This is a genomic window from Streptomyces sp. NPDC055189 (assembly GCF_053606765.1).
The window spans coordinates 1-21,687 of record NZ_JBSGSG010000123.1 but is presented as its reverse complement, the minus strand read 5'-3'; the positions used below and the strand labels follow the sequence as shown (position 1 = coordinate 21,687).

The following is a 21,687-nucleotide window of genomic DNA, read 5'->3' as shown; positions in this document are numbered from 1 at the left end:
GGGGGCGGGGCGGGGGCCCCCCCCCCGCCGCAGGGGCGAGCCCCATCGAGACGAGGGCGGTGGCGGCGCCGAGCAGGGCTAGCGAAGGCCTCTAAGACCCCATCACCTCGCCGTACTTGATGGCCCCGTGGGGCAGCGCGAAGCCGAACGGGGTCAGCGACTTGCCCGCCGGGTAGGTCTCCTCGGTGCTGCTCGGTGCGAACCACACGCCGCCCGAGCGCGGCTCACCGGCGTTCTCGCCGGGCGCACTGACCGCGGTGTCCCGCAGTCCGTCGCGGTTGTAGTCGCCGACGGCCACCTTGGCGCCGAAGCGGTCACCGGCCTCGGCCGTGCCGGGCATGTTCGGGGTGCTCTGGCTGCGGGCCAGACCGCCGTAGAGGCCGTGCTCCGTACCGTTCATGGTGACGTAGCCGCCCGCGTCCTTCACGGTGCCCACGTCCTCACCGGGCACGCCGACCACCAGTTCCGGACGGCTGTCGCCGTTCAGGTCGCCCGCGCTCAGCGCGGCGCCGAAGTCGTCGCCCGGCTCGGCGGTGCCGCCGACCTCCGGGCTGGACTGGTTGATGCACTGGTGCTTGGCGCCGAACTCCGCGGTCTTCGAGCCGTGGAGCACGAGCACCGTGCCGCCGACCAGGTCCTCGCAGTAGGTGTGGTCCGCCTCGAAGTTGGGCTGTACGAAGCCGACCGCGAGGTCGTCCGTGCCGTCCTGGTCGAAGTCCTCGGCGGCGAGCGCGGTGCCGTGGTCGCCGTTGGACCACCACTGGGCGGGCTTGGCCTGGTCGTCCCAGCGGGTGATGAAGGTGCCGTATTCCTCCATGCCCCGCCAGGTGGTGGCGAGGTCGTCCCGTCCGTCACCGTCGAAGTCGCCGGTGGCCAGGTCGCTGGTCCTGCCGCCCATACCGTATCTGCGCAGGGTCGTGGTGGTCACCGGGTCGGCGGTGAGCGGGCCCGGGCGGAACCGGAGCGACCCGTGCTCCTCGCCGCTCTCGCCGTACGCGAGGTCGATGTCGCCGTCGCCGTCGTAGTCGCCCGTGGCGATGGTGTCACCGATGCTGCTCCACTCGGACGTGCCCCGGGCCACAGTGGTGCCCTTGACGTTCCACCCCGAGCCGTCCAGGACGGTGATGGTGCCCTCGTTCCTGGCCTGCTCGGAGGTGAGCGACTCGCCGCTCGCGCCGACGACGAGTTCGAACGTGCCGTCGCCGTTCAGGTCGACGGGGGCCACGGAGGAGCCGAAGCGGTCGCCCGCCTCGGGCGTGCCGGGTATGCCGGCCTCGGCCTGGCTGATGACGCCGGTGGACTGGCTCGGGCTCTGCGGGCCGCCGAAGATCACGCTGACGTAGCCGGCCTTGGCCTTGCCGTCCACCGTGGCGTTGGGCATGCCGACCGCAATGTCCGCGTATCCGTCTCCGTTGAAGTCGAACTGGGGAGTCGTTGCTGCCGCTGCGCTCCCGGCGAGCGGCAGGGTCAGACCGGCGGCGGTGAGGGCCGCTACGACGGCGGTGGCGGCCAGAGTACGTACACGCACGGTGGAACTCCCGTGATCGAAGGGGGACATGAGAAAGAAGGGCTTCCGGGGGTGTGACTCACCAGACGTACGAGTGGTTGTGCGAAAGTGACCACCCGGTGAACACGACTTATGGTCGAGCAGGTCTGTCCGGCACCAGCGCTGACCGATTCTCGTACTCTTTTCCCCATAACCGCACGCGAGTTGTTGCCGTTGCAGGTTGGGGAGTTGTCGTCCGGGCGAACTGACTCAGACGCCCCGTGAACAAGAGCTCAGTCGTGAGCACGATCCGCCGGCCGCGCCACCGCGGGCACCGAAGAAGGGCCACCGTCATGTCAGACGCTCAACCTGGAACGACCGAAATGCAGCATCAGTACGCGGCCCAGGTCGCCGCCGACCTGGAAGCCAACCGCAAGGAACAGGAACATGTCCGGGCCGAGGCGACGGCGCTGCAGGAGCAGTTGCAAGGGCTGGAGAACGACCACGCGGTATTGCTGAGCATGCAGCAGGCGCTGGGCTCCTCCCCCACCGCACCGTCAACCGTCCCGGCCAAGGCATCCGGCGCCCGCAGCAGGAAGAAGGTTCCTGCCCCACGGGCAGGTGCGGACAAGGCCGCTGCGGCCCGGACGAAGAAGTCCACCGCCGCCGGCACCAAGGGCAAGGCGGTCAAGAGTGCGCCCAAGACCGCCGCGAAGGCAGCACCGAAGGCGGCGGTAACCGCATCGGCAGCGGAGCCGACCTTGGTCGAGCTGATCGACGCCCACCTCGGGCAGCAGAACGAGCCGCGCTCCGCCGCCGACATCACCACCGCTCTCACCCAGGCGCACCCGGACCGCTCCATCAAGACCACCGTCGTGCGCACCACGGTGGAGAACCTGGTCGCCAAGGGCCGGGCCCAGCGCACCAAGCAGGGCTCGTCGGTCTTCTACACCGCGGGCGCCCGGTCGCAGCAGGCCGCCGCACCGCAGCGGGAGACCGCCGCCACGAGCTGAGCCGGGATGGGCTGGGCCGGGATGGCATCGCGCCGGCACGTACGCTGGCCCCGGACTCGATGATCATGTGCCCGGGCCCGCTCGAACGACCCGGCCGCCGAAAGGTCCCGTGATGGCGGCCGGGGTTGACCGGCGAGGGCGGCCGGACAACGGAACAAGAAGGAGGCGGCGCCGGATGGGCGGAGACGTGCTGCGCTGGAGCCAGTACCGCAGCATGCCGTGGAAGAACGGCGGCGGTACGACCCGGGAAGTCGCGGCGGGCACCGTGCAAGCGCCCCCGCCCCCGGCGCAGTCCGCGGACGGCTTCGACTGGCGGGTCAGCGTCGCCGACGTGGACGCGGCGGGCTCCTTCTCCACCCTCCCCGGCATCGACCGCGTGATCACTCCGGTCGAGGGCGAAGGCATGGTGTTGACCGTGGACGGGACTCCGCAACCGGTCGGACCGCTCAGCCCCTTCGCCTTCTCCGGTGACGCGACGACGGACTGCCGCCTGGAGTCGGGCGCGGTGCGCAACTTGAACGTGATGACCCGCAGGGGCCGGGCGACGGCCCGCGTGCGGATCGTCACCGTCACCGCCGCGCAGAAGGCCGATCTGACCTGCGCCGCGGGCGAGACCCTCCTCGTCATGGCCGCCACCGAGGGGATCGCCGTCGGCGGAGCGGACGACCGTGAAAGCACCCTGGGCCGTCTCGACTGCGTACGTCACGCAGGCCCGGACGCGCTGACCCTGCGGGGCGAGGGCACGATGGCCGTGATCCGCATCGCCGCGGCGCGCTGACGGCGGGACCCGGCCCGCTCGGTCAGCCGGCCCTCAGAGCCCCAGGCCGCCCGCGACCGACACCTCCTGCTTGGTGAACTCCCCCGTCAGCATCGGCATGGCCTTGCCGATGGCCGCCTTCGCCTCGGGAAGTTCCAGCGACGCGTCGTGAAGTTCCTTGGTCTGCCAGACCTCGCTCACCCAGATCGTCACGTCATCGTCGTCGGCCAGACCCACGACGTAGCTGACGCACCCTGCCTCGCGAAGGCCCTCGACGGCGCTGAGGAGAAGGGCAGCGACGTCGTCTCGCGAGCCGGGCTTGCTCTTCATCGACACGATGCAGCCGTAGGACATACAGGGCCTTCTCTCTCAACGCACGAGGCGGGATGTCCGCCCGCGGCAGCACCCTGCCACCGTCAGCGCACGAACTCAACGCAAAGCAGCCGGTCGTGGGTCAGCGGTCCTCGGCGACAGCCGTGGCCGCGCCTGGCGGATCCGCCCTGGAGCGGCGTATGAGGTTGGTCTCGCATAGTGGTCCTGCCCTGGACCCGGGTGCTGGTCTGTGTGTTTACATGCGCGTAATACGTGAGTGTCCCGCGCGCGGCAACGGCGCCGAGCGTCCGAACGGGCTGTACCGGAGCGCGCCGCGCCCCGTACCGGATCCCCGGTGTCAGCCGTGCCAGAAAGGGCTCCCTTGACCACGCGATCCGAGACGAAGACCACGCTCGACCAGCTGCTCGCCGAGATCGAGCACCGCAATCCGGCTCAGCCGGAGTTCCTCCAGGCCGTGCACGAGGTCCTGGAGACGCTGGCGCCGGTCATCGCAGCCCGCCCCGAGTACGCCGAACCCGGACTGATCGAGCGGCTGTGCGAGCCGGAGCGGCAGGTCCTCTTCCGCGTGCCGTGGCAGGACGACCGGGGGCGCGTCCACGTCAACCGCGGTTTCCGGGTGGAGTTCAACAGCGCGCTCGGCCCGTACAAGGGCGGTCTGCGCTTTCACCCGTCGGTGAACCTGGGCGTCATCAAGTTCCTGGGCTTCGAGCAGATCTTCAAGAACGCGCTGACCGGTCTCGGCATCGGCGGCGGCAAGGGCGGCAGTGACTTCCAGCCGCACGGCCGCAGCGACGCGGAGGTCATGCGTTTTTGCCAGTCGTTCATGACGGAGCTGCACCGGCACATCGGCGAGCACACGGACGTGCCCGCGGGCGACATCGGCGTCGGCGGCCGCGAGATCGGCTACCTGTTCGGCCAGTACCGCCGTATCACCAACCGCTGGGAGGCCGGCGTCCTGACCGGCAAGGGCCAGGGCTGGGGCGGCTCGCTGATCCGTCCGGAGGCCACCGGGTACGGCAACGTCCTGTTCGCGGCGGCGATGCTGCGCCAGCGCGGCGAGGACCTGGAAGGCCGCACGGCGGTCGTCTCCGGCTCGGGCAATGTCGCCATCTACACCATCGAGAAGCTGGCTGCCCTCGGCGCCAACGCCGTGACCTGCTCGGACTCCTCCGGGTATGTCGTCGACGAGAAGGGCATCGACCTCGACCTCCTCAAGCAGATCAAGGAGGTCGAGCGCGGCCGGGTCGACGCGTACGCCGAGCGCCGGGGCGCCTCGGCCCGCTTCGTGCCGGGCGGGCGCGTCTGGGAGGTCCCGGCCGACATCGCGCTGCCGTCGGCCACCCAGAACGAGCTGAACGACAGCGATGCCGCCGCTCTGATCGGCAACGGCGTGAAGGTGGTCTCGGAGGGCGCCAACATGCCCACGACGCCCGAGGCGGTGCGCCTGTTCCAGCAGGCGGGTGTCGCGTTCGGGCCCGGCAAGGCGGCCAACGCAGGCGGTGTCGCGGTCAGCGCCCTGGAGATGGCCCAGAACCACGCCCGTACGTCGTGGACGGCGGAGCGGGTCGAGGAAGAACTGACGCACATCATGAACGACATCCACTCCACCTGCCACGAGACCGCCGAGCGCTACGGCGCCCCCGGCAACTACGTGACGGGCGCGAACATCGCGGGCTTCGAGCGGGTGGCGGACGCGATGCTGGCCCAGGGCGTCATCTGAACCGCACGTCCGTCGTTGGCGCCTTCCGGTGCCGTGGTGCCCGGCCGACCGGCCGGGCACCGTGGCGGGCGGGTCAGGTGTGGTCCAGGGCCCAGGCCAGGGCGTGGTCGGCGATCTCCTCCCAGCCGCTCTGGGCGGGCATCAGGTGCGAGCGCCCCGGATACTCGATGATCTCGGTGACGGTGTTCGACTTGTAGTGCTTGGCGTTGGACCGCTGGATCTTCGGCGGCATCAGGTGGTCGTGCTCGCCCGAGACGAACAGCAGCGGAGCCCGGTCGTCGTTGCGGTAGTTCACGTACGAGTCGGCGTGACCCGGGTGGATGTTGGCCAGCGCGCTGCCCCAGAAGACATGGCCGGAGGCGGGGATGTGATAGCGCTCGTACAGGGCGCGGGACTCGTCCTCGGGGAAGGTGTTGGTGAAGGCGTAGCGCCACTGGTCATAGGTGAACCCGACGGCCTTGTGCCGGTTGGCGGGGTTCTTCAGGACCGGGAACGTGGCTTTCACCTGGGACAGCGGAAGCGTCGCCACGCCTTCGGTGGGTGCGGAGTTGATGGCCACGCCCGCCCTGCCGTATCCGTGGTCGAGCAGGATCTGGGTGAACACTCCACCGGCCGAGTGGCCCATGATGATCGGCTGCGTGCCGAGGCCGTCGATCAGCTTCTCCAGTGACGAGATGATCGAGGGGACGGTGAGTTCCTCGATCGGGGTGGGGTCTTCGTTGAGCGCCTCCACCTCCACCTCGAATCCGGGGTAGGCCGGGGCGAGGACTCTGAATCCCTGCGCCTGGTAGTGGGTGATCCAGTGTTCCCAGCTGCGGGGCGTCACCCAGAAGCCGTGGATGAGAACGATGGTGTCCGGTTTCACGGGCTTGCACTCCTTCAACGGGTCGCGGCGTAGGCCGACTTGATGATTTTCGCGGCGGCGTCGGGGTGGGAGATCATGACCACGTGCGAGGACTTGATCTCGGTCACCTTGCTGCCTGCGCGCTTGGCCATGAACCGCTGGGCGGCGGGCGGGATGACCTTGTCCGCGGTCGGGATCAGATACCAGGACGGGATCGTCTTCCAGGCGGGAGCCCCGCTGGTGCCGCTGAGGCCCTGGACGCTGCCGGGACGCTGGGTGGCCGCCATGAGACGGGTCTGGGATGCGGGCAGGTCAGCGGCGAACACGGAGCGGAACTTCGCGGGATCGATGTAGCCGTCGGTGCCCGGATCGCCGCCGGGCACCGGGTACTGCCGGCCGATCAGGGCGGCGCCCAGCTCGCTGCCGGGGAACTGCCCGGCCAGTTGCAGCGCGCTTTCGCCCTGGTCCGGCGCGAACGCCCCCATGTACACCAGGGCCTTGACGTTGCCGTGGCCGCGGGCGGCGTTGGTGATGACGAAGCCGCCGTAGGAGTGGGCGGCCAGGATGACCGGGCCGTCGATGGAGTCCACCACGCTGGAGATGTAGGCGGCGTCGTCCGCGGCATCGCGCAGCGGGTTGGCGGGCGCGATGACGGGGAAGCCGTCCTTTTGCAGTCTGGCGATCGTGTCGTTGAAGCCGGAGGCGTCGGCGAACGCGCCGTGCACGAGCACGACGGTCGGCTTCGGCTCCTTCTTCTCGGCCTGTGCGGAAACGCGGGAGGGCGCCTGCGAGGTCGCCTGGGCGGAGACCGCGCCGGTGACGATGAGAGCGGCGGCGGCCAGTGCCGTCAGCAAACGGCGCGGTGCTGGAACACGCATGACGAACCCTTTCGGTCAGGAGGGTCGGACGGTGCGGAGGGACCGGCGGGAGGTGCGGACGCGGGGACTTGCGTGATCAGGTGGCGAGGAACGCCAGCAGGTCGGCGTTGAATTCGTCCTTGTGCGCACCCACGAGACCGTGCGGAGCACCCGGGTAGACCTTCAGCGTCGCGTCCTTGACGAGCTTGGCCGACTCCAGGCCGGCGGCCACGATCGGGACGATCTGGTCGTCGTCGCCGTGCGCGATGAGTGTGGGGATGTCGAAGCGTCCCAGGTCCGCGGTGAAGTCGGTCTCGGAGAACGCACGGATGCAGTCAAGCGCGCCCTTGATCCCGACCTGCATGCTCTGCAGCCAGAACGCGTCCGACACCCCCTGGGAGACCGTCGCGCCGGGCCGGTTGAATCCGTAGAAGGGCAGGCTCAGTTCCTTGTAGAACTGCGACCGGTCGGCCGAGACGCCCGAGCGGATGGCGTCGAACGCTTCGATCGGCAGGCCCTGCGGGTTGGTGTCGGTCTTGAGCATGAGCGGCGGCACCGCGCCCAGCAGGACCGCCTTGGCGATCCGGGAGGTGCCGTGCCGGCCGATGTAGCGGGTCACTTCACCGCCGCCCGTCGAGTGGCCCACCAGCACGGCGTCGTGCAGGTCGAGGTGCTCGATCAGCTGGGCGAGGTCGTCGGCGTAGGTGTCCATGTCGTTGCCGTTCCACGGCTGATCGGAGCGGCCGTAGCCGCGCCGGTCGTGCGCGATCGCGCGGTAGCCGTGCGAGGCGACCAGGTGCAGTTGGTCGTCCCAGGCGTCGGCGTTCAGCGGCCAGCCGTGGCTGAACACCACCGGCTGGCCGCTGCCCCAGTCCTTGTAGAAGATCCCGGTGCCGTCGTGCGTCGTGATGAAGCGGCTCATGGGAGCGCTCCCTTCAGCGGTCGGTGTCGGTCTCGGTGCCCGACTCGGGTGAGGGGAAGCGTGCCAGTGCCGCGGGCATGGTTCTGTACCGTGCGCGCCGAGAACTGTTCCCTGTGCGCCACGGCACCGTCCGCTGCCGTCCGTTGCGGTGGCTGCTGTGGCATGAGAGGACGCAGCGGTTGCAGATGGCCCAGCGGAACTTGAACCCGTCTGTCCAAGCCGCCCGCGGTACTGAAGAATCCTGACGACGGCACGGCAGCGGAGGGGCCGCTGCCGTCGCCCTGGGGGGACCATGCTGGTTCTGGACACCGAGGACTTACCCGCCGCCGACCGGATCGAGGCCTTTCACGCCGCGGCCGTCGGAGAAAGCGGCAGCTGCGCGGTGGAGCAGGAACATCCCGCGGCCGGTATCCGCAAGAAGCTGGAAGTGTGGACCTTCGGTCCGCTGACCCTGTTTGCCACGCGCGGCTCCGGCATGCGCGTCTGGCGCACCCCGCGCCACGCGCGCTTCGACTCGATGAACACCGTCTCGATCATCACCCAGAGCCAGGGGACGGGGGCGTTCACCTGGAACGGCCATCAGCAGCACGTGGGGCCCGACAGCCTGGCCCTGGCCCACAAGACCGCCGGCTACGAATACGGCTGGTCCGGGGCCGGACTGTCCGTCGCCTTCATGGTCGACACCGAGCGTCTGGGCCTGCCCGAAGAGCAGATCCGCACCGCGATACCGCTCCTGCAGCACAGCAAGGTCGCGCCGCTGCTGCTGCGTCACATCCGGGATCTGCATCACCACGCCGACCGGCTCAGCGCCGACCCGGGCGCCGAGGCGCTCGCCGCCGCCACCCTGGAACTCACCCGCGCCCTGATCGTCTCGGTGGCCGCCGGTGAGCGCACCCGGCGGCAGGTCGCCGAGGACACTCTCCTGACCCGCGTCCTGGCCTACATCCGCGCGCACCTGACCGATCCCGGGCTCACCCCGCACCGCATCGCCGCGGCCCACAACATCTCCGTGCGCACTCTCTACCGGCTGTGCGAGCAAGGCGGCCTCGGCCTGGAGAAATGGATCGTCCGCCGCCGCCTGGAGGGCACCCGCCACGACCTGGCCGCCCCCGAGCACTCCCACCGCACGATCGAGGCCATCGCCCGCTCCTGGGGCTTCACCAACCCCGCCTACTTCTCGCGCCGTTTCCGCCAGACCTACGGCGCCACACCCCGCCAGTGGCGCCGCATGCAGCACGCGGCCGGCTTCCCGCCCCGGCAGGATCCCGCGTAGTCCCGGCACCGGGCTTCCCGGTATCGGGCGCCCTCGCAGCAGGCTTTCGCCCCGTTTCGGCCGGGCCGCATGTCGTGCGGTCGTCCGACCCCGGCGACCGGTATAGTATTACCGGTATAGTTATTGGTTGCGTGAGAAGGGCGCCGCATGATCGAGATTCTGAACCCCACCCTACTGGCCCGCGCGAAGGACACCGGCGCCCTGGTCGCCGACATCCTGCAGACGATGAAGAGCCGCAGCACGATCGGCACGAACCTGCTCGACATCAACCGGTGGACCGAGAAGATGATCGCCGAGGCCGGGGCCCAGTCCTGCTACGTCGACTACGCACCGTCCTTCGGACGCGGCCCCTTCGGCCACTACATCTGCACGGCCGTCAACGACGCGGTGCTCCACGGACGGCCCTACGACTACACGCTGGCCGACGGCGACCTGCTGACCCTCGACCTCGCCGTCTCCAAAGGCGGAGTCGCCGCGGACGCCGCCATCAGCTTCATCGTGGGCGACACAAAGCCCCCGGAGAGCGTCGCGATGATCGACGCCACCGAGCGCGCCCTGGCCGCGGGGATCGCCGCCGCCGGGCCCGGCGCCCGCATCGGCGACCTCTCCCACGCCATCGGCACGGTCCTCACCGAGGCGGGCTACCCCATCAACACCGAATTCGGGGGCCACGGCATCGGATCAACGATGCACCAGGACCCCCACGTCTCGAACACGGGACGGCCCGGCCGCGGCTACAAACTGCGCCCCGGCCTGCTGCTGGCCCTGGAGCCGTGGGTCATGGCGGACACCGCCCAACTCGTCACGGATGCCGACGGATGGACACTCCGCAGCGCGACAGGCTGCCGCACGGCACACAGTGAGCACACCATCGCCATCACCAGCGACGGTGCCGAGATCCTCACCTTGCCGAAGCAGGGATGAAGCGCAGGGCACGGCGCGCTCAGCGGGCCTGAGCGGCCGTCTTCCAGGCCATCGCCGCCACGTCCAGACCCGTGCGCACCCCGTCGACGACCTCACCGGGATTGTCGGGGAGGTTGATCTGTCCCCCCTCCCTGGGGGCCTCGTCGGCATGGGCGGGGCCGGCCACAGCAAGGGCAGCGGCTGCAAGGGTCAGGGCAGCGGCGGCGCGCTTCGCATTCCTCATGCCTACCTGAACGATCACACGGTGCTCAGGTTGCGCGCGCCCCGCCACTCAGGTGACCCCACGGGGCCGAGCCCGCCCGCCCCCTCACCCGGCGGCGAGCTTCTTCCACTGGGCCCGCGCCACGTCGACCGGGAAGGGCATCATCTCCGCCCCGCTGTCCGGGCCGGAATACGTCCGGCTGAAGAAGCCGAGCGTGCGACCGGAGCGCACGATCAGCACCTTGCGCGTGGGGGTGTCGGCGCCCGGGACGCCCTTGAGCACGAACCAGGTGTATTCGTCGGCGAAGTTCAGACGTTCGGGATCGATCTGCTGCTGCGGCGACTGCACCGGGGTCTGCTCACCACGGACCTTGAAGACAAAGCCGTAGCGGCACACCGTGCTGGCCGCGCCCAGGTCCGACAGGGCCTCCTCCTCGCCCTTCCCCTTGTACGACGCCAGCGTCACCGTCGTCTTGACCAGGTCGCCCTCCACGGTCTTCGCTCCCCGCGGATTGCCCATCGCGGTGCGCTGCACCGTGGACACCGGGTCACCCGCGCTCATGCCGAGCGCCGTCCTGGCCTCCACCGTGCACTCCGGCTGATTCGCGCCCACCTCGGATTCCTCGTACCGGTCGGCCTTCTGCCGGGCGCCCACCTGGTGGTCCGGTACGTCGCTGCCGGCGACCGCGGCGGTCTCCAGCTCCCCGGAGGTCAGCGTCCTGGCCGGGACAGTGGCGCTCGGTTCCGCGGCGCCGCCGTCCGATTCGGCGCCGCTGCACGCCGCCAGCGCGCTCAACGCCACGGCGCCGACCATGATCCGCGTCGAACGGCGCGCGGCGGCTTTGATCCTGCTCATGTGCTCTTCTCTCCCCCGTAGTTCTTCCTGCGCGGCACGGTAGACGATCAGGTGCGGCAACCACGCGGCAGGTCGGCGCCCCGGAGCCCGGTCAGCCGTTGATCGAGAAGAAGATCGTGTCCTGGCTGTACCAGTCGATGGACTGGGCACTGACCCATTCGCTGTGCTCGACGTCCAGATTCGCGATCAGGAGTTGGACGTTGTCGGCGAAATCGGGGTCGAGCCGGTCGAGGACCGCGCGGTAGGCGTCGGCGGCGGGCTTGGCCTTCGCCAGCGGCCACATGCCGATGTGCGGGCCGTCCACGGGATACAGAATGTGGAAAGGGATCTCGTCCGGCGGCCCGGAGAACAGCAGGTCATGGGGCAGTAGATCGGCACTGACACCCAGCCGGCGCAGCTCGTCGTCCAGCAGACCGAAGAAGGTGGACGGCCGCGAATACACGCCCAGTTCGCAGGGATCGGACGCATTGATGTCGATGAGGAACTGCAGAGCCCGGTAGTAGGCACCGGCCGCATACTCCGCGTCCGAGTCGGCGTGACCGGCTATCAGGTGCTCCAGCGCGTCCGGAACGGACAGGCCCCAGTCGACGCCCTGGCGATCGAGATCGAGCTGATCGGCCCGGGCCTTATCGCGCGCGTGCCCCAACCGCCGCTGCTGATCAGCGGTGAGTCGGCCCGCGGCCCCCAGGAGCGCCACGACGTCGGCTTTGTCCGCGGTGGAGTACGTGATGATTCGGCTCATGATCGCCATGCTGCCAGCTGCCACTGACAGCGGGCACTTGAGGGGATCACGCGCTCATCGATTGACGGCACGACACCCTGGAGGCTTCAGTAGCCGGGCGTCGCCCGTGCGCCGGAGGGGGAGCTGACCGTGGAGAACATTCTGTCCGTAACCATCGGTGCCGTTGTGGGCCTCGCAGGGGCCGTGTTCGGTGCCTGGCTCACCGCACGACGGCAGGACCGCATGTGGTTGCGCGATCAGAAGCTCAAAGCCGGGATCGGCTTCAACACTGCCGTGACCCAGCTCATCGACCACCTCCGGGAAACACAGCTGGGTGACGACGGCGCCGGGGCCAACGAGTTGGCGGGCCGCATGCAGGAAGCCCGCTCGGCTCTCTACCTCCTGTGCGCAGACGACACCGTCGAGCTCGCCAACGCGCTCGCCCTTCGAGTCTGGAAATCCCGGCCCAGCGAGGGCATGGATGAGCGCAGAGAAGAGCACAGGCAGACGCTGGACCTCCTTCGCCGGTTCACTCAGCAGCTCCGGCGGGACATAGCCAAGTCGTAGTCACCGCCGGATCAGCGATCGGATCGGCGGTCGGACCAGCGGTCGGACCAGCGCCAAGCTCCCCCTCGCCGGGTCGATGCCGGCCTCGCGGGTATGGTCGTGATCATGACGCCCGATCAATCCCAGATGCTGGCCATGGCCTTCCTGGAGTCGCAGGAGATCACCACGACGGACTGTCGTGGCTGCGGCACCGAGGTGTCGGGGATCAGCGGGCGCTACGCCTGCGGGGTTTGCGGCTGGACGAACCCATGGGACGAGGGACACCGGGCTCTGCCGGTGGCCGAGGACGATCCCGACTGGCCAGGACGCGGAAAGCGCACCTGAGATGCCGGGCCGCCCTCCGGGGCCGCGCCGCACGGCATGAAGACACTCGACGGTCGCGGGCCGGCCCTGTCCAAGCTAGATCTCGGCACCTTGATCGCCGGTCCGCGGGATCACGTCGTGGCCGCCGCAGCACAGTAGCGGTCGAACGCCTCACGAGCATCCGGAACGAACGCCTCGTGGCGCACCAGGTCAGTCAACTCCTGCTCCGTCAGCCAGGCGTGCCAAGCGATCTCCGAGAGGTCAGGTCGCACCGGATCCTTCACGACAACCTCGTGCAGGCCCAGCCAGTACGGGCTGATCGCTCCCGCGCAGTGGAACTTGAGCACGAACCGGGGTCGCCCCTGGACGCCGAGCTCTTCCGAGAGTTCCCGTGCCGCAGCGTCTTCGTACGACTCGCCGACCTCAACGGCGCCACCCAGCATCCAGTTGAACTGCCCCGGGAAGCGGGATACGTCCTCGGGGCGGCGGTGCACAAGAATCCGTTCGGACATGTCGCGGCACACAATGGTCGCCACACGGTGCAGCCAGCCACGGCGTATCGCTTCGGCCCTGTCCACCACGCACAGCACCTGATCCTGCTCATCAACGCGTTCAACCAACTCAGCCATGCCCCACACGATGCCAGGCCCCACCCGGCAGGGGGCGCTGGGCCTTCTCCTCACACAACTCGCACGCCGCCTGCTCCGATACAAACCGAACGGCTCGTGCTCCGCGAGTCCGAGGCCCGGGACCGTGCGGCGCCTGGGGCGCCGATCAGTGGATGGGCGTCCTGATGCCCGCGATGCGGCGTGCGCCTTCTGCCCCATAGGGGCACTGTGGGCAGATGCAACGGACGGTGCGTGCCGCGGGCGCGGCGAACGTGGACACGGTGTGGCAGCGGTACGTGCGCACGGCGGCCTGGCCGACGTGGGCTCCGCAGATCCGCACGGTGGAGGCCGAGCAGGAACTGCGGGCGGGCATGCGCGGCCGGGTGCGCCCCGTGGTGGGGCCGAGCGTCGCCTTCGTCGTCGAGGCGGTCGACCATGAGGCCCGCACCTGGCAGTGGCGGGTTCGCATGGGCCCGGTGAGGATGCGCCTGTGGCACGCCGTACTCCCCCGCGATCCGTCCGGCACGATCACCGAGCTGCGCATCGACGGCCCTGCCCCGGTGGTTGTGGCCTATGCGCCAGTCGCCCGCCGCGCGCTGCGGCGCCTGGTCCGTTAGAGCGCCACAACTGCCCTTCGGAAGCTCAACTGCACGCACCTCAAAGCCCCTTGTGTCGCAGATGACCGGAGACCGCCAGGGCCTGGTCATCACGATGACCAGGCCCCCGGAACGCAGGCGAGTGAGCGGGAACGAGCGCTCAAGAAGACGTGATCGGGTCGTCCGTGCGGAGTGCGAGGGCCCGTATGACGAACACCGTCTCCATCGCGCACAACGCCACACCGAGGGCGACGTGCGCGGCGAGGGAGCTGGCCAGTCCCAGCGCGGTCTGCGTGAACGTGGCCGCCAAGATGCCGGTGGCGGCCTTCAGTGGCCACGTCAGCCGGCGGTTGCTGCGCCACAGCAGAGCTGCTGCCACGACCTGGAGGAACACCAGCAACTCGAAGACGTAGGCGTTGAAGCCGTGCGGGTCGATGGACGCGACGTCGCCGTTCAGCAGCATTCCGACGAGCAGGCCCTGCACCAGAGTCTCGAGGCAGGCCAGGGCGGCCACGACCCGCAGCAGCGTGAGCGCGCCGCGCCCCCGCACGCCCCGGGCAGCCGTGCCCACAGTGCCCGGCCCCGCATGGCGGGGCTCTGCCCGCGAGGAGGTGTCGTGCATGGAAGTCCCCATTTCTTCAGTCAGGTTGGCGGTGCGTCACGTGCGGGCGGCCGCATGTGCCGGCAGCGGCTGTGGCCCGGGGCGTCGGTCAGGACTGGGTGTCGAGCCATTCCCGGAAGGTGGGACCGGCGAGTTTGGCGTGCGGGCCGGGGAGGAATGCGCCGGCCGCCGCCAGCTCGGCATCGGGCATGCTGGAGCCGTCGACTTCGACCACCTTGATGCCCCGACGGGCGCCGAGAAGTGCGGCCGCTTCAGACATGGTCTGCCTGCGGGGCCCGGCGATCTCAGGGATCGGCACTCCGGGACCTGGTTGCGCGGCGTCGGGGTCGGTGGCCAGGTCGACCAGCGTCTCGGCCACGGTGCGGCAGGCCACGAGCTGGGTGGGCAGGGCGGGGATGTAGGCGACGTCGCCCTGCTGCCAGTCCAGGAGCTGGCCGACGAACTCGTGGAACTGCGCGGCCCGCAGGATGCGGGCCGGCAGCGGGCCGGACAGGTTGGCTTCCTCGTGCACCTGCTGGGCGGCGACGAAACCTGCTGTCGCTTTGTCCGCGCCGATGATCGACACGGCGGCGATCCGGTCGGCTCCCGCACACCGGCCGGCCTCGTGCAGGTTGCCGGTGGCGGTGCGGAAGAACTCCGTGGCGGCCTCCTGGTCGGACGCGTGCCACGACGCGACGTCGATGATGACGTCGACACCGGTGAGCGCGTCGGCCAGGCCTTCGCCGGTGATCACATCCACGCCGGTGGCGCGGGACATCGACACCACAGGGTGCCCTCGTTCCGTGAGGACGTCCACAACGTGGCGTCCCAGCCGTCCGGTTGCTCCTGCCACGGCGAACTTGCTGATGCTCATGTCCCACCCTTTCCCGGGTGCCAGAGGTGTCTGCGTCGTACGTCGGCGCACGGGACTCGCAGTGCGTACGCGCGGCGTCCCGACAGGCACGAGACGTCGGTCCCCCGTCGCCCGTAACAGAGGCGGCCGTGTGATGCAGGCCACGCCTCGCGGGTGTTACACAACAGCGCCGCCCGGCGTCCCGTGCACGGACCATGAGTGGGCAGGGCGGGGAAGCGAACAGGCGGGAGCCGGACATGAGCGAGCGCGGCGGACGGATCACGGACACACCCGAGGCGCTGGATCGCGGCACCCAAGTGGATGGCGCCACCGAGGTGTTCCTGGCCCACCGCAACCTGCTGTTCACGGTCGCCTACGAGATTCTCGGCTCGGCCGCCGACGCCGAAGACGTGCTGCAGGAGACCTGGCTGCGGTGGACGGCCGTCGATCCGGCGAAGGTGCGCAAGGAACGCGCGTACCTGGTGCAGATCACCACCCGGCAGGCACTCGACCGGGTGCGCGCGCTCGGCAGGCGCAAGGAGTCCTACGTGGGACCGTGGCTGCCCGAGCCGCTGCTGACCGCGCCGGACGTGGCGGAGGACGTCGCACTGGCCGACAGCGTCTCCATGGCGATGCTGCTTGTGCTGGAGACGCTCGCACCGGTGGAACGGGCGGTTTTCGTGCTCCGGGAGGTGTTCGACCTGGCCTACGACGAGATCGCCGACGCCGTCGGCAAGAGCCCGGCCGCAGTCCGCCAGCTCGCCTATCGGGCCCGGACACACGTCGCCGCGCGCCGGCCCCGCGGCACCGCCTCCCCTGCCCAGACCAGGGCTGCGCTCCATGCCTTCCAGCAAGCGGTCGAAACCGGCGAACTGCAGAACCTGATCGACATCCTCGCCCCCGACGTCGTCGCCCTCAGCGACGGCGGCGGAGTGCGACACGCCCTGCTGCGGCCCATCGTGGGCGCGGACAAGGTCGCCCGCCTGCTGGCCGCCGGCTGGTGGACGCGCGATGCCGCAAGGTCGCTCGAGCCGGTTCAGATCAACGGTGGCCCGGCCCTCCTGGTCCGGATCGACGGACAGGTCGATGGCGTCCTGGCGGTGAGCGTCGAGAACGGCTACGTCACCGGCGCCTACCACGTCCGCAACCCCGACAAGCTGTCGCGCGTGGCACACGAGACCGCCATCAGCCGCTGACCGTCCTCTCCGCCCAGTCGTCCGCCATGGGGCGGCAGGACGGCTCGTGCGGGCCGGCCCGGTCCGGGATGGTGGGAGCCATGACGGAGCAGAGGTTCGACGTGTGGGCGGCCGGGGATGCCTACGAGCGCTACATGGGCCGCTGGAGCCGGCTGGTCGCGGACGATTTCGTGGCGTGGCTGGGCTGCGGGGACGGTTTGCGGTGGGTGGATGTGGGGTGTGGGACGGGGGCGCTGACCGCTGCGGTGGCCCGGCGGTGTCGGCCGCGGCTGGTGGTGGGGGTGGATCGGTCCGCCGGGTTCGTGGGTGCGGCCCGTGCGGGAGCTGATGCTTCGGCGTGCTTTGTCGTCGGCGACGGATTGTCGCTGCCGGTGCGCGGCGCCGGGTGCGACGTAGCGGTCAGTGGGTTGGTGCTCAACTTCTTTCCCGCGCCGGGTGCGGCGGTGGCCGAGGCTGCCCGGATCGTGCGGCCGGGCGGGCTGGTCGCGGCGTATGTGTGGGACTACGCGGAGGGCATGGCGTTCCTGCGGCACTTCTGGGCTGCCGCGGTCGCGGTGGACCCGGCGGCCGCCGAGCTGGACGAGCGCCGGCGGTTTCCGGTGTGCGGTCAGGATCGCCTGCGCTCGCTGTGGAGGGATGCGGGGCTCGTCGACGTGGCTGTCGCACCCATCGAGGTGGCCACCGTTTTCGTCGGCTTCCCGGATCTGTGGGAGCCGTTCCTCGCCGGGCAGGGCCCCGCTCCCGGCTATGCCGCCGCCCTCAGCCCCTCCGCCAGAGAGCGGTTGCGCAGCACGCTGCGCGACGCCCTGCCGACGCAGCCGGACGGGTCGATCGTGCTCACCGCCCGTGCGTGGGCGGTGAGGGGCAGGTCGGTTCGCGCCGCCGGGTGAGGGCGTTCGTCCACGGGCGGTTGGGGGGTGAGCCCGGACTCCCCCAAGCCGGGCTCACCCCTGCGGCGCGCACGTCACCACCCCCACGGTGCCGCGCCGCTCGCTGACGGGTCGGGCGCCCCCGTCGCTGGTTCATCAGGCCCTCTCCCTGCCGACGCGGTCGGAAGGCAGCACCCGCACCGCACTCCGCCAGTCGCCTGCGCCGGGCGTGAGCGGGCCGAAGTCCTCGCCGCCCGGCCGCGGATGCCGTGCGGTGGACGTGACGCCGTCGTGGTCCCCCCTCGTTGATCACGGCGGCTCACGAGCTCTGTGTGGCCTCAGGCCCGGGCACCGCCTGTGCCGGGCGCCGCGCGGGCCTGACGTCTACGCATGGATCGTTCTCTCTTTCCGGTGGACACGGTGGATACGGCGCGGCTCCTTCCGCGGAGGAGCCGCGCGAGAAGGCGGGTAGCAGGAATTCGGCCAACGGTGACGTCCCGCTGTACCGAAGTGCCAGATGGGCCGACCAGGCACCACAGAGACTGCTGGTGATCGGCGGGCCGGGGCAACATCAATCGGCTGTCCCGGATGAGCGCCGGCTGTCCGGGCTGGTCAGAGCATTGTCCGGATGATGTCCCGGACAGCGCGGACACGGCTAGATCCACCGTTCCCCCTGTGCCCCGGCAGCAGCAGGATGATGTTCGTGAGAGATCCAGGGGAGTTGTCGCCGTACGAGGCCAGAGATGTTGCCGACTTCATCCGGCTGATGGGGAAGCTCAAGGAGCGTTCGGGGCTGACGTATCGCGAATTGGAGGAGCGGGCCGCCGGGAACGGCGACGTGCTGGCGCGCAGCACGCTGGCCGACGTCCTGCGACGCACGAGCCTGCCGCGGCCCGATGTGCTGACCGCGTTCGTCCGCGCCTGCGGGGATGGGCAGCAGATCGCAGCCTGGCTGGAGGTCAGGGACCGGATCGCGGCGGACGCCGCTGCCGCCGCCGCGGATTCCGCTGCCGAGCCGCCCGCCGTGTCATCCGGCCCGGAAGCCGGCGAGGTTCAGCGCCCGGGCGAGGAATCCGCGGGCCGGCGGCCACGCCGGTTCAAGGGCCGCACGGCCCAACTCGCGACCTTGCTCGTGGTGGCCCTGCTCGCCTTGGCCGCCTGGGGATTGATCCCCGACAGCTCCGGTGATTCCGGCGCACCGGCTGCCGCGGCCACTCCCTCCGGAGCTCCCGCCGGCGGCGGCTGGGTGAGCATCCGCCCCGTCGGTGCGCCGGACCTCTGTCTGACCGACGGCCGTGACCGGGAGGGTGCCTATGAAAGCGCCGTCGCCGTCCAGCTCCCCTGTGCCCAATCCCCCGTACCGCGTACGTATCTGGAACCGGCCGGTGAGGATCTCTACCGCATCCAGTGGCACCACCCCGAGCACGGGAAAGGCTGCCTGGCGATCATGACGAGCGGCCCGGTGAAGCACATGCTCGAACCGCGGCAGGACTGTGGCCAGGGCACCCTCTTCCGTGTGGAAGCCGCCACCACCGAAGGCGCCGGGAACGTACGGCTCCGCCCGACCGACAGCAGCAAGTGCATCGGCATCGCCGACAACGCCACCTCCGCGGGAGCCGAAGCGATCGCCGAACGATGCACCGACGCTGAAGACCAGCAGTTCCTCATCAAGAAGGGCTGACGGTCCGCGCCGCAGCCGACCGCACGGCCGTGCCGGGCGGCTGGATGGACCAAGCGACCGATTTGATCTCCCCGCGGCCGGGTAGCAGGGCGACATGGTCACCGAAAGCACCGCTTCCCCCAATGGCTACGTGCAGCCCGTCATCGACGTCCAGGCCCTCGCCGAGTTGCTCGACGGCGAATACGCCGAGGTCCGCGACCTCGTCCGCACCAACCTGACGACGTATGCGGGTGTACTGGACGAAGCGGAGCAGCTCGGTTTCGACGAGTTCCGCGAGCGCGTGCGTGAGCTCGTCGTCGAGATGGCGGCCACGGGCCAGACCGGCATGGGATTCCCGAAGGAGTACGGCGGTGGCGGCGACATCGGCGCGTCGATCGCCGCGTTCGAGACGCTCGCCTTCGGTGATCTGTCGGTCCTGGTGAAGGTCGGCGTGCAGTTCGGACTGTTCGGCGGTGCCATCCTGCATCTGGGCACCAAGCGCCACCATGAGGCGTATCTGCCGCGTCTGATCACCGGGGAGCTGATGGGCTGCTTCGCGATGACCGAGACCGGGCACGGCTCCAATGTCCAGGCGCTGGGCACCGTGGCCCGGTACGACGCGGACAGCCAGGAGTTCGTCATCACCACCGGCGGGGACCAGGCGCGCAAGGACTACATCGGCAATGCGGCCCGGCACGCCGAGCTGGCGGTTGTCTTCGCCCAGCTGGAGGTGGGCGGGGAGCAGCAGGGGGTGCATGCGTTCGTCGTGCCGATCCGCGTCGGCGGTGAGGTGGCCGCCGGGGTCCGGATCGAGGACGACGGCCGCAAGATGGGCCTCAACGGCGTGGACAACGGCCGGATCTGGTTCGACGGCGTGCGCGTGCCGCGCGAGGCGCTGCTCAACAAGTTCGCCGACGTCACTCCCGAGGGCGACTACGAGAGCCCGATCGACAACCCCGGCCGCCGCTTCTTCACGATGCTGGGCACGCTGGTGCAGGGGCGGGTCAGCGTCGCCGGCGGCGCGGTCAACGCCAGCAAGGTCGCGCTGACGATCGCCACCAAGTACGCCGACCGGCGGCGGCAGTTCGAGGCGGCCTCGGACAGCGAGGAGCAGGTGCTTCTCGACTACGGCATGCACCAGCGCCGGCTGCTCCCGCTGGTCGCGCGCACCTATGCGCTGCATTTCGCCCAGGACGTCCTGCGCACGCAGCTGCACGAGGTCTTCTCGGGGGACGGGCACGACGAGCGCGCACGGCGCGAGCTGGAGGCACGGGCCGCGGGCACCAAGGCGCTCGGCACCTGGCATGCCACGCGCACGATTCAGGAGTGCCGCGAGGCGTGCGGGGGCGCGGGCTATCTCGCCGTCAACCGGTTCGCCGCCCTGAAGGCCGACAGCGACGTCTTCGCGACGTTCGAGGGCGACAATCACGTACTGCTGCAGCTGGTGGCCAAGGGTCTGCTCACGCACTACGCGAGCGAGTTCGAGAGCATGGACCAGCTCGGCATGGTCCGCTATGTCACGAGCCTCGCCGTGGAGACGGTCATCGAGAAGACCTCGGCCCACAAACTGCTCGAACGCGTACGGGACTTGCTGCCCGGCGGCGATGAGTGGGATCAGGAAGCGGGCCTCTTCGATTCGGAGTATCAGCTGGCCATGCTCCGCTACCGCGAGGAGCACATGCTCGCCGGTGCGGCGCGCCGGCTCAAGCGCGGGATGGATCAGAAGGTTCACCCCGGCGTCGTCTTCTCCCGGGTGCAGGACCATGTCATCGCGGTGGCCCACGCACATGTCGAGCGGCTGGTGCTCGAGGCGTTCGTCGACAAGATGCGCCAGTTGCCCGACGGCGACAACAAGGTGGCGCTGGGGCTGCTCTGTGACCTCTTCGCCCTCTCGACGATCGAGGCGGACCGTGCCTGGTTCATGGAACACGGCCGATTGACGCTGCAGCGCTCCAAGGCGATCCGCCGCGAGGTGAACGACCTGTGCCAAAAGGTGCGCCCGCTCGCCTCCGACTTCGTCGACGCCTGGAACATCCCTCCGCAGCTGCTGCGCTCCCCCGACCTGCTGGGCTGACCGGGCCCGGCCCAACTCCGCGGGACGGACTGACAAGCGGCACCGGGGATCAGCACACTGAGGGCATGCGCTACGAGGAGAAGGCGAAGCTCACCGCGGCGAAGGTGCTGGTGCCGGTGGGCATCCTCCTCGCCTCACCGGTGCTGCTGGCGGCCGGAGCGCCGCTCCGGCAGCGTTACCTGCGCTACGTCTACCGGGACGGGGCGCCTCTGATCCTGGACAAGAAGCAGGGGCGGATCAGTGTCCATTGGTTCGTGATCAGCAACTTCCTTTTCAGAACCTGCTGTTGGCCCACGGAGACACTCGTACGGCTCGCCTCGCGGCGAGGGTGAGCGTCAGACGGACGGACGCGGATTTTCCATCCCTGATCTTGCAGGGTATCCCCGTCTTCAGGCGGGGAGGGAATGCATCTCAGGACTGCTCTGACCTGCACGTCACAGCGGACGTTTTTGC

The 21,687-nt window shown here is 69.8% G+C and carries 24 protein-coding genes; 13 read left to right on the top strand and 11 right to left on the bottom strand.

Features of this window, described 5'->3' with window-relative positions:
• Positions 1-91 precede the first annotated feature (91 nt).
• The gene (locus tag ACWFR3_RS43610) at positions 92-1,528 is read right to left on the bottom strand and encodes an FG-GAP repeat protein (RefSeq protein WP_453740254.1); all 1,437 of its coding nucleotides are present in this window, start codon (positions 1,526-1,528) and stop codon (positions 92-94) included.
• Positions 1,529-1,869: 341 nt separating this feature from the next.
• On the opposite strand from ACWFR3_RS43610, the gene ACWFR3_RS43605 reads away from it, so the two are divergent.
• Positions 1,870-2,499 (top strand): hypothetical protein, encoded by a 630-nt coding sequence (locus tag ACWFR3_RS43605; protein ID WP_453740253.1) that lies wholly within the window; start codon positions 1,870-1,872, stop codon positions 2,497-2,499.
• A gap of 175 nt (positions 2,500-2,674) precedes the next feature.
• On the top strand, positions 2,675-3,277 hold the full coding sequence (locus ACWFR3_RS43600) for a HutD/Ves family protein (protein ID WP_453740252.1): 603 nt from the start codon (positions 2,675-2,677) through the stop codon (positions 3,275-3,277).
• Between the two features lie 33 nt (positions 3,278-3,310).
• Here ACWFR3_RS43600 and ACWFR3_RS43595 read toward each other — a convergent pair whose 3' ends face one another.
• Positions 3,311-3,610 carry a putative quinol monooxygenase gene (locus ACWFR3_RS43595; RefSeq protein ID WP_453740251.1) on the bottom strand — a complete coding sequence of 100 codons (300 nt, stop codon included), beginning with the start codon at positions 3,608-3,610 and terminating at the stop codon, positions 3,311-3,313.
• Positions 3,611-3,950: 340 nt separating this feature from the next.
• Between ACWFR3_RS43595 and gdhA the strand changes: the two genes are divergently transcribed.
• Positions 3,951-5,309, top strand: a complete 1,359-nt coding sequence (gdhA, locus tag ACWFR3_RS43590; RefSeq protein WP_453740250.1) for an NADP-specific glutamate dehydrogenase — start codon at positions 3,951-3,953, stop codon at positions 5,307-5,309.
• 73 nt (positions 5,310-5,382) lie between these two features.
• Here gdhA and ACWFR3_RS43585 read toward each other — a convergent pair whose 3' ends face one another.
• The 3 genes from ACWFR3_RS43585 to ACWFR3_RS43575 form a co-directional block, all read right to left on the bottom strand.
• Positions 5,383-6,174 (bottom strand): alpha/beta hydrolase, encoded by a 792-nt coding sequence (locus ACWFR3_RS43585; RefSeq protein ID WP_453740249.1) that lies wholly within the window; start codon positions 6,172-6,174, stop codon positions 5,383-5,385.
• 14 nt (positions 6,175-6,188) lie between these two features.
• Positions 6,189-7,031 (bottom strand): alpha/beta fold hydrolase, encoded by an 843-nt coding sequence (locus ACWFR3_RS43580; RefSeq protein ID WP_453740248.1) that lies wholly within the window; start codon positions 7,029-7,031, stop codon positions 6,189-6,191.
• 76 nt (positions 7,032-7,107) lie between these two features.
• Positions 7,108-7,932 (bottom strand): alpha/beta fold hydrolase, encoded by an 825-nt coding sequence (locus ACWFR3_RS43575; RefSeq protein WP_453740247.1) that lies wholly within the window; start codon positions 7,930-7,932, stop codon positions 7,108-7,110.
• Positions 7,933-8,224: 292 nt separating this feature from the next.
• On the opposite strand from ACWFR3_RS43575, the gene ACWFR3_RS43570 reads away from it, so the two are divergent.
• The gene (locus ACWFR3_RS43570; RefSeq protein ID WP_453740246.1) at positions 8,225-9,205 is read left to right on the top strand and encodes a helix-turn-helix domain-containing protein; all 981 of its coding nucleotides are present in this window, start codon (positions 8,225-8,227) and stop codon (positions 9,203-9,205) included.
• Between the two features lie 147 nt (positions 9,206-9,352).
• Positions 9,353-10,129: a type I methionyl aminopeptidase gene (gene map / locus ACWFR3_RS43565; RefSeq protein WP_453740245.1), complete on the top strand. Its 777-nt coding sequence runs from the start codon at positions 9,353-9,355 to the stop codon at positions 10,127-10,129.
• Between the two features lie 19 nt (positions 10,130-10,148).
• On the opposite strand, the gene ACWFR3_RS43560 is transcribed toward map, so the two are convergent.
• The 3 genes from ACWFR3_RS43560 to ACWFR3_RS43550 all read right to left on the bottom strand — a co-directional run bounded on the left by ACWFR3_RS43560 (position 10,149) and on the right by ACWFR3_RS43550 (position 11,928).
• A complete protein-coding gene (locus ACWFR3_RS43560; protein ID WP_453740244.1) occupies positions 10,149-10,352 on the bottom strand; it encodes a hypothetical protein in 204 nt (67 codons plus the stop codon).
• An 84-nt stretch (positions 10,353-10,436) separates the two neighbouring features.
• Positions 10,437-11,186 carry a hypothetical protein gene (locus ACWFR3_RS43555; RefSeq protein WP_453740243.1) on the bottom strand — a complete coding sequence of 250 codons (750 nt, stop codon included), beginning with the start codon at positions 11,184-11,186 and terminating at the stop codon, positions 10,437-10,439.
• 91 nt (positions 11,187-11,277) lie between these two features.
• Positions 11,278-11,928 carry a DUF7691 family protein gene (locus ACWFR3_RS43550; protein WP_453740242.1) on the bottom strand — a complete coding sequence of 217 codons (651 nt, stop codon included), beginning with the start codon at positions 11,926-11,928 and terminating at the stop codon, positions 11,278-11,280.
• 129 nt (positions 11,929-12,057) lie between these two features.
• Between ACWFR3_RS43550 and ACWFR3_RS43545 the strand changes: the two genes are divergently transcribed.
• A complete protein-coding gene (locus ACWFR3_RS43545; RefSeq protein ID WP_453740241.1) occupies positions 12,058-12,474 on the top strand; it encodes a hypothetical protein in 417 nt (138 codons plus the stop codon).
• Between the two features lie 105 nt (positions 12,475-12,579).
• A complete protein-coding gene (locus ACWFR3_RS43540) occupies positions 12,580-12,798 on the top strand; it encodes a hypothetical protein (protein WP_453740240.1) in 219 nt (72 codons plus the stop codon).
• 110 nt (positions 12,799-12,908) lie between these two features.
• Here ACWFR3_RS43540 and ACWFR3_RS43535 read toward each other — a convergent pair whose 3' ends face one another.
• On the bottom strand, positions 12,909-13,406 hold the full coding sequence (locus tag ACWFR3_RS43535) for an NUDIX hydrolase (RefSeq protein ID WP_453740239.1): 498 nt from the start codon (positions 13,404-13,406) through the stop codon (positions 12,909-12,911).
• Between the two features lie 215 nt (positions 13,407-13,621).
• Between ACWFR3_RS43535 and ACWFR3_RS43530 the strand changes: the two genes are divergently transcribed.
• Positions 13,622-14,002 carry an SRPBCC family protein gene (locus tag ACWFR3_RS43530; protein ID WP_453740238.1) on the top strand — a complete coding sequence of 127 codons (381 nt, stop codon included), beginning with the start codon at positions 13,622-13,624 and terminating at the stop codon, positions 14,000-14,002.
• Between the two features lie 139 nt (positions 14,003-14,141).
• Here ACWFR3_RS43530 and ACWFR3_RS43525 read toward each other — a convergent pair whose 3' ends face one another.
• The gene (locus ACWFR3_RS43525) at positions 14,142-14,603 is read right to left on the bottom strand and encodes a hypothetical protein (protein ID WP_453740237.1); all 462 of its coding nucleotides are present in this window, start codon (positions 14,601-14,603) and stop codon (positions 14,142-14,144) included.
• 88 nt (positions 14,604-14,691) lie between these two features.
• Complete coding sequence (locus ACWFR3_RS43520; protein WP_453740236.1) at positions 14,692-15,456, bottom strand: SDR family oxidoreductase; 765 nt, start codon at positions 15,454-15,456, stop codon at positions 14,692-14,694.
• 236 nt (positions 15,457-15,692) lie between these two features.
• Between ACWFR3_RS43520 and ACWFR3_RS43515 the strand changes: the two genes are divergently transcribed.
• The 5 genes from ACWFR3_RS43515 (at position 15,693) to ACWFR3_RS43495 (ending at position 21,566) form a co-directional block, all read left to right on the top strand.
• Positions 15,693-16,631 carry an RNA polymerase sigma-70 factor gene (locus tag ACWFR3_RS43515; protein ID WP_453740235.1) on the top strand — a complete coding sequence of 313 codons (939 nt, stop codon included), beginning with the start codon at positions 15,693-15,695 and terminating at the stop codon, positions 16,629-16,631.
• Between the two features lie 80 nt (positions 16,632-16,711).
• The gene (locus tag ACWFR3_RS43510; protein ID WP_453740234.1) at positions 16,712-17,521 is read left to right on the top strand and encodes a class I SAM-dependent methyltransferase; all 810 of its coding nucleotides are present in this window, start codon (positions 16,712-16,714) and stop codon (positions 17,519-17,521) included.
• Positions 17,522-18,203: 682 nt separating this feature from the next.
• Positions 18,204-19,181 carry an RICIN domain-containing protein gene (locus ACWFR3_RS43505; RefSeq protein ID WP_453740233.1) on the top strand — a complete coding sequence of 326 codons (978 nt, stop codon included), beginning with the start codon at positions 18,204-18,206 and terminating at the stop codon, positions 19,179-19,181.
• 94 nt (positions 19,182-19,275) lie between these two features.
• Entirely contained in the window at positions 19,276-21,234 is a 1,959-nt protein-coding gene (locus ACWFR3_RS43500; RefSeq protein ID WP_453740232.1) for an acyl-CoA dehydrogenase family protein, read from the top strand.
• Between the two features lie 65 nt (positions 21,235-21,299).
• A complete protein-coding gene (locus ACWFR3_RS43495; protein ID WP_453740231.1) occupies positions 21,300-21,566 on the top strand; it encodes a hypothetical protein in 267 nt (88 codons plus the stop codon).
• The last annotated feature ends 121 nt before the right edge of the window (positions 21,567-21,687 follow it).